An 18,215-nucleotide genomic window follows, 5' to 3' on the forward strand; every position below is an offset into this window, starting at 1 on the left:
ACACTGAAAATAATCTCCTGATCGCTATAATTCAAAACAAGTGAATTCAGGCTTCAGAATCAAAGGAATTGTTCAATAAGTGAGGGGAAAACAATTAGCAGCAACAGCAAAAATGCTAAAAACATACTCAGGTATGTTTTGGCCGTATTGCTTACCCTTACACCTGAATAGGCAGATTCTCTCAAATATGCATTTAAAGGCACTTTTAAATAATAGAATAAAGACACCAGAGTACTGATCGCCGCTATAATGATCATCATCAAAATTATCAAAGAACCTGATGAATTATATGCGTTCAATGCGGTTGAGAATACAAAAAATTTTGCGGTAAAGCCAACCGTTGGTGGTAAACCTGTCAGGGATACTAAAACAAGTACAAAACAAATCATTAAAATACTTAATTGACGGCCCAGGCCATTATACTCATCCAGATTTTGTTTTCCTGTTTGCTCTTCAATTTCATCTACAATTAAAAATGCAGCCATATTCATTATTATGTATATAAACATGTAAAATATGAGTGCTTTGTATCCTTCTCCCGGGGAAACAAATAAAGCCATAATCATAAAACCGGTATGACCGATTGAAGAATAAGCAAGCATGCGTTTGGTATTATTTTGCCAGATTGCGGCAAAATTCCCAAGCACCATACTGACAATAGCCATTGAGGCGAGCATCAAATTAATATCAAATGATGCAATATTAAGAGAATTAATTACGGCAATAAACTTAATAAGAAGGGCAAAACCGGCAATCTTAGGTCCGGTTGATAGAAAAGCAGTAACTGGCGTTGGCGCTCCTTCGTAAACATCCGGAGCCCAGAAATGCAACGGAACAACAGATAATTTAAATGCAATCCCAATCAAAACCATGATCAATGATACGCCCAAAGCCATAGGTGGGATATTATTTAGTCCGGTTATAAATGAAGGATCATTCAAATCAAGGGTGCCTGTAAATCCATATAACAAAGAGATCCCATAAAGCATAATAGCAGAACATACTGCACCAAACAAGGCATATTTCATGGACGCCTCACTTTGTTTTTGATCACGGGAAATGTAGCCAACCATTAAATAAGACCCCAGTGACACCATTTCAAGCGCCATATAAACCATCAGTAAATTGGCCGACATAGCCATGAGGTTCATTCCAAGGTGAACAGCCAGCAGAATAGCATAAAGATCACCTGTACCTTTTTCATGCTGCTGCAACGAACGATTATACCTGATAAACAATACAAATAACAGACTGACAAGGCAAAAAAGAATTTTGAAGAGTATGGAAAGATGGTCCAGTATGACCATACCGCCAAATAACGACTTGCTTTCTATATGCAGAAGCCCAAAACTTTGAACCATTACAATCAATATAATACTGATTGTTAAACCAAAACTTAGCTGTGGATATTTTTTAGAGAAAAATAGGTCTGACAGTATCACAAGTATGAATCCTGCCAATAAAGTCGCCTCAGACTGAAAATACGATAAGCTTGCGATCGTATCATTAATGGAAGAGGATATAAACGGTATAAATTCGTTCATCATCCGGAAATTAATTGAACAAAGGCCAAAACGGACGCATTCATTTTATCAAATAGCAGGGAAGGAAAAATTCCCAGTGCTAAAGCCAGGGCAGCCAAAGGAATCAATGCGAATTTTTCACGGGTATTGACATCGCTGAGTTTTGAGAGCCATTCCTCCCCTCCTTTTAAACGGGTCTGACCAAAGAACATTCGTTGTAAAGTCCAAAGGAAATAAGCAGCACTCAAAAGAATACCTATAGAAGCCGCTACAGCCATCCAGCGTGGAAGTAACCCGTTTACCTGTTCTGAGGTAAATGCTCCTATTAAACTGAAAGCTTCAGCCATAAAAGCAGAAAAACCAGGCAGACCGAGTGAAGCGAAAAAAGCGATTATCACAAATGCCGTAAACTGAGGCATAATTTCTGCCAACCCGCGGAAATTTGCAATTTCACGGTCATGCACCCGGTCATAGATCATTCCTACCAGGAAGAAAAGCATGGCTGATAAACCGCCGTGACTAATCATTTGCAGCATGGCGCCACTTACTCCTTCGGTTGTAGAGGATGCAATACCCAGCAATACAAATCCCATATGAGATACTGAAGAATAAGCGATCAGTCGCTTAAGATCTGTTTGAGCGAGCGCATTTAATGCACCATAAAGTATGGAAACGACTCCAATAAGGCCAATCCACCAGGCAGATTGCATAGCTGCATCAGGAAAAATACTGTAACAGATCCTGATAATTCCATAACCTCCAACTTTCAAAAGTAAACCGGCAAGAATAATAGAAACCGGTGTTGGAGCTTCGACGTGTGCATCAGGCAACCAGGTATGTAGGGGTACTATCGGGACTTTTATTGCAAATGCCACAAATAAGACGATAAAAGCAAGTAATCGGGCAGAAATACCAAACAAATTTTTATCAGCAATAGCAGAGAAAATAGATCCATATGAATAATTGGCAGGATCCATCATCAGAATCATATTAAAAGTGTGATTACCTGTCGCAGGATTAATAACCGAAAAGTACAATCCTATGATAACCAGCAGCATAAAGACCGAACCAAAGAGCGTGTACAGGAAGAACTTGATAGCTGCATACTCCCTTCTTATACCACCCCATATTCCAATCAGAAAATAAAGTGGCAGAAGCATCAATTCATAGAAAATATAGAAGAGGAAAAAATCCAGTGCACAGAAAACGCCTATCACTGCAGTATTCAATAATAGAAATAAGGAAAAATAAGCTTTGAGTTTAGTTTTAATTTCCCATGATGCCAGGGTTGCAACAAAAGTAACTAAGGCCGATAAAATCAAAAATGGCATTGACAAACCATCAATACCCAGGAAATAATCAATTTCAAGACTACCTATATTTCCCAGGTTCAGACGAATCCATGGGAGTTTCTCGACTAATTGGTATTGAGACTCTTTACTAATACCAGCAGCAAGTGAGGAGCTGTTAAATTTTAAATAAATGAACAGACTTAACACAAATTGTATCAAACTTACCCCCAGAGTAATGTATTTATACTGCTGCTGGAATCGCGATGGCAAGACCAGAATGAGCAAGGCAGCAACAAGCGGCAAAAAAATCAGTAATGATAACATATTCAATTAGTCCCTCCCGAAATCCGCATGGCGGTGTTGATTAATTTGATTAAGATCATATAAAATAAGTTAGAATAAAAAATGAGAGCACAACCAGGAGCATAGTAATAAGATAATGCTGCAATTTTCCTGTCTGAAAATTGCGTGAAAATCGTCCGATCCATTTTGCTAAGGTTCCTGTTGCATTCACAAGACCATCCACCAGGGTCCTGTCAAACCAATAGGTAATTCCTGATAGAACTCCAACCAAAGAAGCAGATTTTAACACCAGGGCATCAATAAAGTTCCTGTCAAACCAATAGCATGCTCTTGAAAACTTTTCTACAGGAACTGTAAATAAATAGCTGTAAATTTCATTCAGGTACCATTCCCGCTTTGAAAAACGATACAATAGATTTCTATCGGGGATGGAAATTCCATCACTCTTCACGTAAATTTTATAGGTTGTAAATAATAATCCTAAACTTCCAATATTCAGGATCAATGGTACGAGCCAATGATAAATATTTACCTTTTGTATAGATGCTGAGGAAAAACCATTCCAAAGCCATGAGCTTTCAAATGAAGCCGGGTTGTATGAAAAAGCAATAAACGAGCAGAAAAATGCCAGAATGATTAATACATAAGACATTTGATTTGGTGCATCCTTGATCTGTTCAGTCTGTTCCCTGCTAATTAGTTTTGGTTGAGCCAAAAACACTTTAAAAACTAATCTGCTGATATAAAAAGCAGTAAGCCAGCTTGTTAAAACCAATAGATATGGCAGTATTTTGAATATACCATTTCTTGTTTCAGCCCATTCAAAAGCGGTGATAAGGATAGCATCCTTTGATAAATATCCTGAGCTAAGAGGCAGACCAATAAGAGCTGCTGAAGCCAAACACATCCCAATAAATGCAATTGGCATCCCTTTTCTAAGGCCTCCCATTATCCGTATATCCTGGCAGTCGAAATCAAGGCCAAGCTTATCACGGTAGTGATGCAGCTGATGAATCACAGAACCAGCTGCAAGGAATAATAAACACTTAAAAAAAGCATGTGTGGCCAAATGGAAAATACTTTCAGAATATGCTCCTATCCCTAAGGCCATGACCATAAATCCAAGCTGAGAGATTGTAGAATAAGCCAGAATCCGTTTAATATCGTTTTGAGTTAATGCTATAGTTGCGGCCATAAATGCAGTAAATGCACCTATACAAACCATTATATTCAATACAAAAGGATCAAAAACAGGATATACCCTCGCAATTAAAAATACTCCCGCAGCAACCATGGTAGCAGCATGGATCAGTGAAGAAACTGAAGTTGGGCCCTCCATAGCATCGGGGAGCCAGGTATGAAGAGGAAACTGTGCCGATTTTGCCATAGCACCCATAAAAAAGGCTATCCCTGCAATACTAAGCCAAACTTCAGGAATCTGCCGGGAACCACTTATCCATAAGCCTTCGCTGATCCGTGACTCCTTCATGAGACCATTGTCGCCAAATAGCGCAGAAATATCAAGAGTTTGAAACTGGCTAAAAATGATCATTATCCCTAAAAGGAAACCAATATCACCGATCCTGTTCATTATAAAAGCCTTTTGGGCGGCCTGAGATGCTGCATGTCTGGTAAACCAGAAACCAATCAACAGAAAAGAAGAAAAGCCTACCAGTTCCCAGAACAAATAAATCAACAAAAGGTTATCTGAAATGACCAGACCTAGCATTGAAAAACAAAACAAACCCAAATAGGCCCAATATCTATGAATATTGGGATCGCCCTTCATGTATATCCTGGAATATATATGAACCAGTACTGAAATACCCGAAACCAGGATCATCATCAATACAGTAAGATTATTCAATAAAATACCTGCCTTAAATTCAATGCCTCCAATTAAAAACCAGGGGATTTGGTAATGAAAGGGTTGTTTATTCCAGAGAAGGGAGAATAAATAAACTGAAAGTATGAAAGTCAGCGAAATATTGATCAGAGCAAGATCAGCCCCCCTGCCCTTTTGTCCGGCAAGGATCAATAGGAATGATAGTAAAGGCAGCAAAATCACCAATAGTGAAATGATACCAACAAATCCTGAAAATTCTAATCCTTCCATTTTAATCTTTCAGCTTGTCAATTTTTGAAGGATCAATCGTTTTAAAGTGCTTATAAACATTTAAAATGATTGCTAATGCTACCGCAACTCCTGCTGCGGCCAGGACAATGGCAAATAATGCAAAAAGTTGCCCTCCTCCATTTTCCTTATCATACCTGCCAAAAGCTACGAAATTCAATACCGCAGCGTTGATCATAAACTCAATACCTATCAGAATCTGAATTGCATTTTTTTTGGTTAAAACTGCATACAAACCAATACAGAAAAGGCAGGCACTTATGATCAAAAAATGACTTAGGGGGATCATATCTTTTTCCCCTTTCTGGCCAAATGTGCAGCCCCTATTAATGCCATCATCAGGAAAACCGACAATACTTCAAAGGGAAGCAGATATCTGGTCATGCTATGCATTCCGATAGCATGGATCGTATTATCCCCTTCAAGGATTGGCGCAGCCGATTTGATCCAATCTAATCCTGAAAAATCTATTTGAACAATTAGACTGACCAGAATAAATAGAAAACTAAGGCAGATGAAAATTCCGGCAAGATGATTTAATTTGAAAGTTCTTTTTATTGGCTCAAGAGAATTTAGCAGCTCCTTGTTTGAAAGCATAAATGCGAATAACATCAGGACCAATACACCTCCTACATATATTACAACCTGAGTTACAGCAATAAAATCTGCAAGCGCAAACACGTATAATGCCGCCAAAGAAAAAAGCGTAACAAAAAACAAGAAAATACTTCTTACCAGATTCTGCATGGTCACAACCATCAATGCAGAGATCAGAACCAATGCAGCAAAAAAGTAAAAGATCAATTGTTCTGCATTCATATTTTATTGTCAGTATTTTGCTGCATTGCTGCCTGCTTTGACGCAAGCCGCTCTGCATTTAACTTCTCCAATGCCAGCCGCTTTTCATCGGCTTCAGCAGCTGTCATATCAGAAAATTTATAGGTCATTTCACTTAGATCGATCATACTCCGATCATAGGTATCGGTCATAACAATACATTCTGTGGGACAAACAACAGTACATAAACCACAGTACATACATTTTGCCATATCGATATCGAATTTTGCTGCATACAACCTCTTGGTCGTACCATCAGATGTTTTACCAATAGCCTCGGTAGACTTAATACTTTCAATGTCAATACAATCAACAGGGCAGATCTTTGCACAAAGGTCACAAACAATACAATCATCCATTTCAACGTCCAGCTGATAGCGACCTACATCAGGCACAGGAAGTTTAATATGAGGATATTGAATAGTCGTTGTTCCGGTTTTTTGAGAAAAATACCCTGGATCTGATATTGGCTTCACCTTTCTGCTTTCTGTTGCAGCAAAGAAGTGGCCAAGTGTTAGTTTTAACCCTTTAACAACCGTTTTAAATACATTTAATACTTTCTCTATCATTCTACCAGGATTTACCGTACAAACCGGATTCCTATTTTTTTATTTATAATTCGATGATCTTACATCATTGTTAAGCGCCAAATACCTGAAATTAGCATACATAAAAATGCAAGTGGAGTTAATACTTTCCAGCAAAAACTCATCAACTGATCAACCCTAAAACGTGGCAGCGTCCACCTAAGCCAAATTTGTACCGCAACAACGCATAAGGTTTTTGTAAGTATCCAAAAAATACCCCAACCTATTCCTGTTGTCCATGTTGCTAATGAAACTGAGCTGATATTGGGCAAAGGACTATTCCAACCGCCAAGAAAGAGTACCACTCCGATCATACCTACCAAAAACATCATGGAATATTCGGCCAAAAATATAAAGGCAAACCTCAAACCTGAATACTCCACATGAAAACCACCAACCAGTTCAGATTCTGCCTCCGGAATATCAAATGGGGCTCGATTACATTCAGCCAATGAAGCAATAAAATAAATGATATAGGCTACAATAAGATGTGGTGCCTGAAAAACATTCCATGCAAGGATGCCTCCAATAGCCTTAACATCCCAGATGCCCAGAAAATTCACAGCTTCTGAAGTGAGTATTCCCTGCCTGATAGTTATTTCCTGAAGGTTTAAGGACTGAGAAATCATCACTACCGACAAAAGTGAAATACCGGCAGGAATCTCATAAGAGACCATTTGTGCTACCGAACGCATTGAACCTAACAAAGCATATTTGTTGTTGGAACCCCAACCTGCCATTAAAATTCCGAGCGTTTCTATGGATAGTATTGCAAAAATGTAAAAAAGTCCAAGGTTTAAGGATGCCGGAATGAGGCCCGGAGCCCAGGGCAATGCAGCAAATCCAAGGTATACAGAAACAAATATGATGATCGGAGCCAGAATAAAAAGAATTTTATCGGCGGCTGTTGGAATAATAAACTCCTTTTGAAGCATTTTTAATATATCGGCAAATGCTTGTAAAGATCCATACTTCCCTACTTCCATAGGGCCTAAACGATCTTGTATAAATGCAGAGATTTTTCGTTCAGAATAGAGTGCGAACAAAGTAAACAGGGCAGTAAATGCAAATAATGCGCTTGCAACCAATACATATGTCAGATAGAAATTCAATTTATCGGGCTTATGTACGCAAACTTACATAATCTGCTTAAAAATGCAGTGTAAATCATGCTTTTAAACTTAATCCCAGATCGGTTTATATGATAAATGTATCTTTTCACCAAAAAACAGGCGTGTGCTGCGGGCAAAAGAAGGAGTATAATCAGAAATGAAGAACTGATGTTTCTTTGGAAGTTCGTCGTTAAGTAAATTAAGGCTTGTTAATCGTTCCTTAAGATGTTCAGCCACAATTTCAGCCGTATTGATTATTTCTACTTTTCCCTTATAATAAGAAGATATTTCAGGCTTAATTAAGGGATAATGCGTGCAGGCAAGGATCAGGCTATCGATCTTCTTTAATTTTGCTGATGATAAATAAGAGTTAATGACGGTTTTACTGATATTATTATTGAAAAAGCCTTCCTCAATCATTGGCGCTAATAAGGGAGTAGCCAGTGAAGAAACCTGAATTGCAGGATCAATTGCTTTAAACTTTTTAGCATAGATATCAGAACGAATGGTTGACTTTGTTCCGATCACCCCTATTCGGCCATGGCTTCCTGAACTGACCATCCTATCGACCACAGGATCGATCACATTGATAATCGGAACCTTATCGCCTAAAAAGTGAAGAAGTTCATGGTAGGCATGCGCAGAAGCGGTATTACAGGCGATAAGAATTAACTTGCAATTCTTATCCAGTAAAAATTTGGCAATTTTAAGACTATAAAATTTTATTGCTTCTGGCGATTTATCCCCATAGGGCATATGCGCAGTATCGCCGAAGTATATTATTTGCTCATTTGGCAATAGTTTACGGATAGCACTTGCTACCGTTAGACCTCCGATACCGGAATCAAAAATTCCAATGGGTAGTGCTGAACTCATCTTTCAAAAATAGTATATTATTTTCATCCTGCCAGAAGAGCGGATATTCAGTTAGCAAGCTATAAAATATTGAGCAAAAAAAATGCGAAGCCCTAAGCTTCGCATTTTTTTTTACAGAAATTTTCTAATTATTTAGTCGCAGGGGTAATTGCAATACCTAGCTTTGCTTTAACAACATTGATCAGATCTTCACCACCGTCAAAATATACAACTCCAGGTTGTGATACGTCAAACACATAAGCGTAACCTTTTTCTTTAGCCACAACCTTAACTGCATCTTCTGCCTTTTTGAAAACTGGCTGATATAATTCAGTACGTTTTGTAGTTAATTCTTCCTGAGCTTTTTCCTGTGCCTCAGTGATACGTTTTTCAAGATCCTGAATTGTGCCTCCCAGAGTTGTCAATTCTTTTTCCAGAGCAGCTCTGTTAGCCTCACTTAGTGTTTTGTATTTCTCTTCGTAAGTAGTTACTAATTTTTGGCGCTCTGCACCCATTAACTCAAGAGATGTTTGCTTTGCTTTAGCATAGGTCTGAAAATTAGCATCAGCAGTTTTCATCTCAGGCATAGACTGTAAAAGATCAGCAGAATTGATATGACCAAATTTCTGCTGAGCATTTGCCGAATTAACTGCAAGGATCATTCCAACTGCAAGCACTCCTATTTTTAATAAATTTTTCATTTTTTTTGTATTCTGTTTTTTGTTTATGATTAGTGAGATCTTATTTATTAACTGTTCCTGGCTTATATCCAAGTTTAATTATTACATCATTACTTTTGTCTAAACGCGGACTTGCATATAAAAGTGTAATCTCGCTGTTTTTATCAAATATCATATCCAATTGCTGAGCATCAGCAACTGCTTGAATAGCTTTAGAAACACGATCCTGAATTGGTTTGATCAATTTAGTTCGAACCTGAAAAAGTTCACCCTCAAACCCAAACTTAATTCTCTGAAATTCCTTTGCTTCCTTTTCCTTCTCTATTATTTCGTTTTCACGACTTTTACGCATTTCATCAGTAAGTAATACCTGATCTGCCTGATAAGCCTTGAACATTCCTTCAATACTTGCAAATTTACTATCTACCTCCTTCTGCCATTGTGCAGATAATGCATCCAGCTGCTTCTGTGAAGAATTATACTCCGGAATATGTTTCAGGATATAATCACTGTCAACATACGCGAATCGTTGTGCATATCCTCCTAAGCTAGAAAGAACTAATAATAATGCGATAATAACGATTTTTTTCATTTCTATATAATTGTTTCAGGTAATCACCTTAATAATAACGGTTATATAATATTACAGATTTTTTCAGGGTATGCCTTTTCTAAATAACAGGCATTAGTTAAACCCTCCATTCATGGCTTGTGATATACTAAACGTAAAAGGATTCCTTCCATTATCAGGCACACCAGGTATTTTATCAAAGGCAAAGCCATAATCAATACCAAGCAATCCAAAAATCGGCAAGAATACCCTTGCACCAACACCGGCAGTACGCCTGATGTTAAATGGTGCGAATTCTCTGAAGGTATTCCAGGTATTACCACCTTCAGCAAATGCAAGTACAAAAATTGTTGCTGTCTGACTGGCTGTAATTGGATGTCTCAGCTCCAGAACGTATTTGTTAAATATCGGGCTACCTGAACCCTGAGCAATTGTTGGATTTGATCCGGCAGGAATAACTGCATTATTGGCGTATCCACGCATGGCTATGATCTCAGACCCCTGAAGGTAATCGAATCCCTGCATTCCATCACCACCAAGTTTAAATCGTTCGAATGCCGACTGGCCAACAGCTTGATTATAGATCCCCAGAAAACCAAACTGAGCTTGTGCCTTCAATACTAATTTACCATAAATTCGCTGGAACCACTGAGATTCAAACTTCCACTTGTGATATTCAGTAAAACGATACTTTTCCTTATCAGTTGCAACTGCGTAGTTCTTATTATTCAGTAAGGAGTACGGCGGAGTTGCCTGAATGGTTAACTTCAGATTTGAACCAGATGTAGGGAAAATTGGAGCATCTATCGAACTTCTGCTGAATTCCTGTGTTAAGTTAAAGTTATAAGAGTTACCGGTTGAAAAGATAAACTGATTATAATTATTCAGGATATACTGCTGAAGATTGATTGAAGTATTCGCCTGGAAATAATCATCAGGCCATTTTAAACGCTGACCCAATGAAAAGGTCATACCATTTAAACGAATTTTTTGCTGATTAATATCGTTATTTCTAAGCCCGTTTGATTGAAGTGAAGTAAAAGCACTTATTCCAAAATAAATTGGTTTTTTACCCCCTAGCCATGGCTCTGAAAATGAAAAACTATAAGACTGGTAATATTTACCATTGGTTTGCCCTCTGATACTTAATTTTTGTCCGTCACCTTTAGGCAGCGGTTTCCAGGCACTCATATTGAATAAATTGCGTGCGGAGAAATTATTAAAGGTCAAACCAAGTGTACCAACCACACGGCCTCCACCAAAACCTCCGGATAGTTCGATCTGATCAGAAGGTTTTTCAACTACATTGTATTCAATATCTACAGTTCCATCATTGGGATTGATATTGATAGGTTTAGGATCGGTTTTCGTATCATCAAAGTTTCCTAACTGTGCGATCTCACGAGTACTCCTTACTATAAGCTCTTTGGAGAATTTCTGTCCTGGTTTGGTACGGATCTCTCTCAGAATAACCTTATCATTCGTCAATTCATTACCTTTTACCATTATTTTATTAATGGTGTATTGAGGACCTTCATACATCCGTATTTCAAGGTCAATAGTATCACCATAAATTTTAGTCTGAACCGGATCCACATTAAATGTAAGGTACCCATCATTTAAATAAAGGGATGAAACATCATCACCACCAGGGCTATTTGATAGTTTTCTATCTAATTTCTTTTCGCTGAATACTTCACCTTTTTTAATTGCAAGTATCGCATCCAATACTGTGGTAGAATACTTTGCATTTCCAGCCCATGTAACGTTTCCAAAATAATACTTAGGGCCTTCATACAGATCAATCTTGACTCCAATGGTACTTTTTCCAGTACGATAGGTAGTATCCTTAATAATTTCAGCATCTCTATAGCCTTTTTCATGCATTTTAGAGATCATGTTCAGTTTGTCTTCATCATATTTATTCTGAAGAAACTTTCCTGCACCAAACACTTTATAAATAGCTTTCTCTTTGGTCTTTTTAAGATATTTCTTAAGAGTTTTGTTTTTAAAGTCCTTATTTCCTGTAAATAGTACTTCACTGATTTTTACACGATCATTTTTATCAACTTTAATATCCAGAATAATATTATTAGCTTCTGCTGTATCTTTCCTCTGAACAATAGTGACATCAGTAAACAGGTACCCTTTTTCAGTAAAATGTTTTTTGATGATATCTGTAGTAGTTTTTAATAAATTCTCGTTGACTACTTTACCGGTTTTATCATTCAACTTCTCATTTACATCTCCTATCTCTCCTTTTTTCAATCCCAATAATTCAATCCGGGTTAAACGCGGACGCTCAACTACAGCGATTTCAAAGAACACAGTATCAGACCTGATCTCAGAAATATTCAATTTCACATCATCAAAAAGGCCCTGTCCCCATAAATTTTTAACAGCATTAGAGGTAGCATCACCCGGAACAGTTATCCTATCGCCTTTGGTAAGTTTTGAAATGGTGATAAGAACATCTTTATCTAAAAATTCGGTACCTGTTATAGTAGTACCTCCAATTACCATTTCCTTAGGGTTAAGGTAGCTTAGCTCTTCGTTTGAAGTAGTTCTTGCCGGTGTTGGCGTTCCTGTTCTCCCAAACTGGGCCATTGCAGAAGTGCCGGATATTAGTAATAAAAATAATATGAGAATGCGGTTCATTTGGTGTATTTAACGGTGCTAAAATAAGCTAATCGCTTGTTAAAAAGTGTTAAAAGTGAAATTAGTTCAACTGCTCACTGATCATTCCAAAGCGTCTTTCACGTTTCTGATAATCGATAACGGCTTCAAAGAGATCTTGCCGTCTGAAATCGGGCCATAATTTTGAAGTGAAATATAATTCGGCATAGGCTATCTGCCATAACAGGTAATTACTGATCCTGTACTCTCCGCTTGTGCGGATCATAAGCTCAGGATCTGGCATATCTGCTGTATTGAGGTGGGCACCAAAAAGATCTTCAGTAATATCTTCTGCTTTTAGTTCCCCATCTCTAACCTTAACTGCAATTTTTTTCGCAGCCTCTGTTATTTCCCATCTGGAGCTATAACTTAAAGCAAGTGTAAGTGTACAATTTGTGTTTCCTGATGTCTTTTTCATAGCCTCGTTTAGCTGACGAAGACATCTGTCAGGAAGAGAATTCAAATTTCCAATAGCATTCAAACGAACACCATTATCCATCAGCGTTTTAGTCTCCTTACTTATTGTGGAAACTAATAACTCCATTAGTGCCATTACCTCAAGCTTCGGTCGGTTCCAGTTCTCAGTAGAAAAGGCATAAAGAGTTAAATACTTAATACCTAGTTCTACAGCACCTTCTACTGTATCCCGAACAGCCAAAACTCCATTTTGATGTCCAAAAACACGCAGTTTACCCTTCTCCTTAGCCCAACGGCCATTTCCGTCCATTATAATTGCCAAATGCTGAGGCAAACGGTTTTTATCTATCTGTTCAAGTAAACTCATTGACTCTTATTAACATTAAATCAGGAACATTTTAAAACAGAAACATCGTCTGTTTTAATTAAATTATTATTAACAGAGCTTAAAAATTGTTCCAAAATTTCGCGATGCAAAGTTATGACTTAATTGTGTTATTCTACTACATGAATTAAAAAGAGCATGGCACATGAAAAAAAGCATAAAATTCAGGCAGCATAGTCAAAAAGGTATATAGCATTTAATAAAAAAAATGGCTTTCTTTTCTCTTTAAATTTGAACCTGATTCCATATTCCCTTATCAAAAGGTGGGGCATTTAATAGGCACAAAAGTATAAGTAAGGCTGATTCCGGCGAACATATAAGTATCCCGGGGTCTAAAATCTCCACGCTGGTTACCTGGTATACCTATTTTGGGGATAACTGAACGATCTGACAATTGCTGTGTTATTGGACTCTTGGGTGAGACCACTGTAAAATCAGGATATCTCCCGCTAATATCATCAAGATAATCTGTAAAGGCTGTCCGGTACCCAATTTCTCCAATCAGGTTGAAATTGCCTTTAATATTATATTTCACTCCTGCACCATATGGGACGCTTATTGCGTTGTTCTTATAGGTCACAGCTTCTGTCTGGACGGCAATCAGCTCTATTTCATCTCCATTATATTGTGTTAGCGGATTGAATGAGAATGCTGCTACTCCCATGAACAAATAGGGACTAGCCCTCCTTGTTCCATAACCATAGATATCACCGGCTAAATATTTGAAAAGGTTGAACTCAACCTGTAAAGAAAGCTCTGAAATTGGAGAATAGAAATTGAGGTTCCGGTCTCGCTGGTATGAATTTGATGATTCGGCATCATTTCCCTGCACCTTACCTTGCATAAAACCTAGCTTTGCCGACCAATATCCATCGAAATTCCTTTTAATCTGGGCACCGAATGCAAGGTCGGTAAACTTTAGAGGTTTAACAGGATTGATATCTCCCATATAACCAGAACTACCTAAAAATCCTCCGGCTTCCCATGTCTGTGCAGAAGCAAAAGTAAATCCCAGGGAAAAGAGTGTAATAAGTATTAGTCTACGCATTCAGTACAGTTTGATATCAATAATTTCTTGTATCAATTCCCCAAAGTAATTTATTCCTTAACGTAGATAAATAGTTTTCATTATTAAGCCTGATCAAATTGATTCCGAAATCAGCCTTTTTAACTCTTACTTTTATGGAGGTATCTATTACTTCTGTTCTTGAATCGCAGGTTAAGAGGTATTTAGAGCTCCTTCCCTCAATCTCAAATGAAAGTATATTTGTGTCTGACAAGACAATTGGCCTAACATTCAAATTATGCGGAGAAATTGGTGTAACTACCATATTTCCGGAACCCGGGAACATAATTGGCCCTCCACAACTTAGGGAATAAGCAGTAGAGCCAGTTGGGGTTGCTACGATCAGTCCATCTGCCCAGTATGAATTCAAAAAATCACCATTTAAATAGGCATGAACGATCATCATTGCTGATGTATCCCTCTTATGAATGGTCACATCATTCAGGGCAAAATTTTCGTTCCCAAACAAATTAAGTTCTGATTCAATACATAGCTGAACGCGCTTATCCAAGCTAAACTCTTTGTTTATCAGGCTATTAATTGCAGAAGATATATCATCTTTATTAATACTTGCCAAAAACCCAAGCCTGCCAAAGTTGATCCCGATCACGGGTATGTTCGAATCACGAATCAAGGTGACCGTATCAAGTAAGGTCCCATCCCCTCCCAGGCTGATCATCACATCAACATCAGATGATATCAGGTCCTGGTAATTCCTGTAGATCTGAAATTTCTTTGGGAAAAATATCTTTCCGGAAATGAAGTGATTATATTTATCATGTACAAGCGTTTCTATATTATGTTCTGCCAGAATATTGAAAATCTGTTGAACATGCGGTAATACAGTATTATTGAATTGCCTGCCGTAAATTGCAATCTTCATGTTGATTTATTAAATATCAAGGTAATTCATGAGCTGATCATATCTATCAGAAGTGCCATCGTCAGATTTTGTATCATTGAAAGTGGCCTTTACATGATAATCATACCTTAGAAATGAAGCTATAATTGATGAGATCTCTGTCCGGTTGAGCTTGAGAGTAATTTCCAGCCTTGTTGAATCAGGGAATGACTGAACAAAAGAGCTAAGTATTTGTGCATTATCAGATTCTACGATCTGAGCTATATGAGATAAAGAGTTATTTCTGTTATCAACCTCCAGAACAATAATGCCTCCAGGATCTTTTGCTGAGGTAATTGTGGCTAAATGTTCTATGATTGCATTGATAGAAATTACACCTTTATAATTCTTATTTAAATCCAGAACAGGAACAACGCTTAATTTCTGTTCAAAAAACATCCGAATCACATCATAAATATGCTGTTCTTCAAATACAAAAGGACTGTATAAAGATAAACTCAGTACACTTGCAGGCAGCGAATTATCCTGAGCTTCCAGAAGATCCTGGTCAGAAATAAGTCCTATATATTGCTTGTTATCAACAATAGGAAGATGATTTACACGAAACTCAGCCATCCTGTCAATAACCTTCTGGATAGTATCAGAAGCTCTGACCGGTGGAATGACAGTAGTTATAAGTTCGTGTGCATACATAGGATAATTCTAATAAATGCGGTCTAAAAACTTTTTTAAATGAGCGTTAAATTCAACGGGCCTTTCCATCATTGGAGCATGTCCGCATTTATCAACCCAATTTAATTCAGAATCGGTCAGAAGCTGATGAAATTCAACTGCCACTTCCGGAGGTGTAATTTTATCGTCCCTACCCCATATTAAACAAACCGGGACTTTGATCTTATGTATATCCTTAGACATATTATGTCTGATAGCGGATTTAGCCATAGCCAGTATCTTGATCACCTTGATCCTGTCATTTACTATCTGGTAAACTTCATCAACAAGTTCTTTGGTTGCTGTTGCAGGATCATAAAATGTAAATTCTACTTTCTCCTTGATAAAATCATAGCTTTCACGTCGGGGAAAAGAACCTCCAAATGCATTTTCATACAAACCAGAGCTTCCTGTTAACACAAGTGATTTTACTTCCTCCGGATGATTTAATGTATAGATCAAGCCTACATGCCCTCCAAGTGAGTTTCCTAAAACAGTAATGTTCTTTAACTGCTTATATTTAACAAATTTATGAACAAATTTAGCAAGTGATTTAACCCCTGTTGTCAGAAGTGGCAGATCATATAAAGGCAGCAATGGTATGATCACTCTGTAGTCCTTTTTAAATTCATTCACCACATCACTCCAGTTACTAAGTGCTCCCATTAAGCCATGAAGCAATATAAGCACCTCGCCTTCACCCTCATCAATATATTTAAAACCGTTTTCTTCTTTTATCGAGAACTCCATAGAATTGTTAAGTACATATATCGTGTTACATGCTAAGATATAAGTCTGAATCTTAAATCAATATAAAAACTTATTTTAATACTGAAAAATCAGCCTAAGAAATCAGTATCAGATTTTTTAAAAATTACCCAAGAAGTTCTTTAACGACTTCCGAAATAGTTTTCCCGTCTGCCTTGCCAGATAATTCTTTATTTACAATGCCCATTACTTTACCCATATCTTTCATACTTGCAGCACCTGTACGGGCAATTGCATCTTTAATATGAGATATTATTGCTTCTCTGTCCATTTGCTGAGGAAGATAAGCTTCAATGACCTGTAATTCTTCATTTTCAATCTGGTACAGATCCGGGCGGTTTTGTGCCTGATAGATATCAGCAGATTCTTTACGCTGTTTTACAAGCTTTTGAAGAACCTTGACCTCCATTTCTTCGGTTATACCTTCTTCTGCTCCTTTTTCTGTTTTTGCAAGAAGCAATGCAGCTTTGATGGCTCTTAGTCCCCGAAGACGTGCACTGTCTTTACTCAGCATGGCAGATTTTATATCCTGATCAATAGTTTGTTGAAGAGACATTGCCTAAATTGGTTAAATAATTGGTTAGTAATTTTCTCAAAACTACACAATCCTGATTAGTTGAAGTTAAATATTACAAAATTACAATTATTAAGGCAGTGTAAAATTGGATTATTCAGGCTTATTCCTTAAAAATATGGGATGTACTTGCCTGAGCAGTAGGCATTACCAGCATATCATTGATATTCACATGAGCGGGACGGGAAGCAGCAAACCAGATTGTTTCTGCAATATCCTGTGCATGTAAAGGTTCATAACCTTCATATACCTTTTTAGCACGATCCTTATCTCCTTTGAATCTAACCTCAGAAAATTCTGTGTCGACAGCACCAGGATGTATAGCTGTAACCTTTATCTTATGTGGCAAAAGATCAATACGCATTGCTTTATTTAAGGAATCTACAGCATGCTTAGTAGCACAATACACATTTCCATTTAAATAGGTTTCTTTCCCTGCAATAGATCCCAGGTTGATGATATGGCCAGAACCATTCTGTATCATCCAGTTTGATACAACCTTGGTAACATATAAAAGCCCCTTGATATTTGTATCGATCATCACTTCCCAATCAGTTGTATTTCCGGCATTTATCGGATCCATACCCTGAGACAGGCCTGCATTATTGATGAGCACATCAACTTTTTTCCAATCCTCAGATAAAGATTCCAGCTTTTCAACTTCCTCCTTATTCCTCACATCCATTGTAAGCGTGTTGACGCGGATCCCAAATTCTGAAACGAGTTGTTTTGCCAGAGCATCTAAGCGCTCGGTTCTGCGTCCTGTAAGGATAAGATCATAATTTTGCTGTGCAAAAAGACGGGCACAAGCCTCGCCAATTCCGGCAGTTGCCCCGGTTATTAATGCTATTTTCGACATAAT

The 18,215-nt window shown here is 37.7% G+C and carries 18 protein-coding genes; all 18 read right to left on the reverse strand.

Annotated elements, in window-relative coordinates:
• Window positions 1-59: 59 nt before the first annotated feature.
• Window positions 60-1,547 carry an NADH-quinone oxidoreductase subunit N gene (locus BLR27_RS04135; RefSeq protein ID WP_090700638.1) on the reverse strand — a complete coding sequence of 496 codons (1,488 nt, stop codon included), beginning with the start codon at window positions 1,545-1,547 and terminating at the stop codon, window positions 60-62.
• Window positions 1,544-3,145, reverse strand: coding sequence for a complex I subunit 4 family protein (locus BLR27_RS04140; RefSeq protein WP_090700641.1), 1,602 nt, complete (start codon window positions 3,143-3,145; stop codon window positions 1,544-1,546). The genes BLR27_RS04135 and BLR27_RS04140 overlap by 4 nt, the downstream gene beginning before the upstream one ends.
• A gap of 49 nt (window positions 3,146-3,194) precedes the next feature.
• Window positions 3,195-5,234 carry an NADH-quinone oxidoreductase subunit L gene (nuoL, locus tag BLR27_RS04145; RefSeq protein WP_090700645.1) on the reverse strand — a complete coding sequence of 680 codons (2,040 nt, stop codon included), beginning with the start codon at window positions 5,232-5,234 and terminating at the stop codon, window positions 3,195-3,197.
• A gap of 1 nt (window position 5,235) precedes the next feature.
• Complete coding sequence (gene nuoK / locus BLR27_RS04150; protein ID WP_090700648.1) at window positions 5,236-5,541, reverse strand: NADH-quinone oxidoreductase subunit NuoK; 306 nt, start codon at window positions 5,539-5,541, stop codon at window positions 5,236-5,238.
• Window positions 5,538-6,071 (reverse strand): NADH-quinone oxidoreductase subunit J family protein, encoded by a 534-nt coding sequence (locus BLR27_RS04155; RefSeq protein WP_090700652.1) that lies wholly within the window; start codon window positions 6,069-6,071, stop codon window positions 5,538-5,540. Before BLR27_RS04155 ends, nuoK begins: the two co-directional genes overlap by 4 nt.
• Window positions 6,068-6,658, reverse strand: a complete 591-nt coding sequence (locus tag BLR27_RS04160; RefSeq protein WP_090700656.1) for a 4Fe-4S binding protein — start codon at window positions 6,656-6,658, stop codon at window positions 6,068-6,070. The genes BLR27_RS04155 and BLR27_RS04160 overlap by 4 nt, the downstream gene beginning before the upstream one ends.
• A gap of 59 nt (window positions 6,659-6,717) precedes the next feature.
• A complete protein-coding gene (nuoH, locus tag BLR27_RS04165) occupies window positions 6,718-7,788 on the reverse strand; it encodes an NADH-quinone oxidoreductase subunit NuoH (protein ID WP_090700660.1) in 1,071 nt (356 codons plus the stop codon).
• Window positions 7,789-7,857: 69 nt separating this feature from the next.
• Window positions 7,858-8,664: a glutamate racemase gene (gene murI, locus BLR27_RS04170; protein WP_090700663.1), complete on the reverse strand. Its 807-nt coding sequence runs from the start codon at window positions 8,662-8,664 to the stop codon at window positions 7,858-7,860.
• Between the two features lie 128 nt (window positions 8,665-8,792).
• On the reverse strand, window positions 8,793-9,344 hold the full coding sequence (locus BLR27_RS04175) for an OmpH family outer membrane protein (protein ID WP_090701095.1): 552 nt from the start codon (window positions 9,342-9,344) through the stop codon (window positions 8,793-8,795).
• A gap of 40 nt (window positions 9,345-9,384) precedes the next feature.
• Window positions 9,385-9,915, reverse strand: a complete 531-nt coding sequence (locus BLR27_RS04180; protein WP_090700667.1) for an OmpH family outer membrane protein — start codon at window positions 9,913-9,915, stop codon at window positions 9,385-9,387.
• A 93-nt stretch (window positions 9,916-10,008) separates the two neighbouring features.
• Window positions 10,009-12,552 (reverse strand): BamA/OMP85 family outer membrane protein, encoded by a 2,544-nt coding sequence (locus tag BLR27_RS04185; protein WP_090700670.1) that lies wholly within the window; start codon window positions 12,550-12,552, stop codon window positions 10,009-10,011.
• Between the two features lie 61 nt (window positions 12,553-12,613).
• A complete protein-coding gene (locus BLR27_RS04190) occupies window positions 12,614-13,354 on the reverse strand; it encodes an isoprenyl transferase (protein WP_090700674.1) in 741 nt (246 codons plus the stop codon).
• A 274-nt stretch (window positions 13,355-13,628) separates the two neighbouring features.
• Window positions 13,629-14,420, reverse strand: a complete 792-nt coding sequence (gene porG / locus BLR27_RS04195; RefSeq protein WP_090700679.1) for a type IX secretion system protein PorG — start codon at window positions 14,418-14,420, stop codon at window positions 13,629-13,631.
• A gap of 16 nt (window positions 14,421-14,436) precedes the next feature.
• A complete protein-coding gene (locus tag BLR27_RS04200) occupies window positions 14,437-15,321 on the reverse strand; it encodes an NAD kinase (protein ID WP_090700682.1) in 885 nt (294 codons plus the stop codon).
• Window positions 15,322-15,330: 9 nt separating this feature from the next.
• Window positions 15,331-15,993 carry a CBS domain-containing protein gene (locus tag BLR27_RS04205; RefSeq protein ID WP_090700687.1) on the reverse strand — a complete coding sequence of 221 codons (663 nt, stop codon included), beginning with the start codon at window positions 15,991-15,993 and terminating at the stop codon, window positions 15,331-15,333.
• Window positions 15,994-16,002: 9 nt separating this feature from the next.
• Window positions 16,003-16,761: an alpha/beta fold hydrolase gene (locus BLR27_RS04210; protein ID WP_090700690.1), complete on the reverse strand. Its 759-nt coding sequence runs from the start codon at window positions 16,759-16,761 to the stop codon at window positions 16,003-16,005.
• A gap of 124 nt (window positions 16,762-16,885) precedes the next feature.
• Window positions 16,886-17,335, reverse strand: coding sequence for a GatB/YqeY domain-containing protein (locus BLR27_RS04215; protein WP_090700694.1), 450 nt, complete (start codon window positions 17,333-17,335; stop codon window positions 16,886-16,888).
• A gap of 121 nt (window positions 17,336-17,456) precedes the next feature.
• On the reverse strand, window positions 17,457-18,212 hold the full coding sequence (locus BLR27_RS04220) for an SDR family oxidoreductase (protein WP_090700697.1): 756 nt from the start codon (window positions 18,210-18,212) through the stop codon (window positions 17,457-17,459).
• Window positions 18,213-18,215 lie beyond the last annotated feature (3 nt).

The sequence above is a fragment of the Daejeonella rubra genome (assembly GCF_900103545.1).
GTDB lineage: Bacteria > Bacteroidota > Bacteroidia > Sphingobacteriales > Sphingobacteriaceae > Daejeonella > Daejeonella rubra.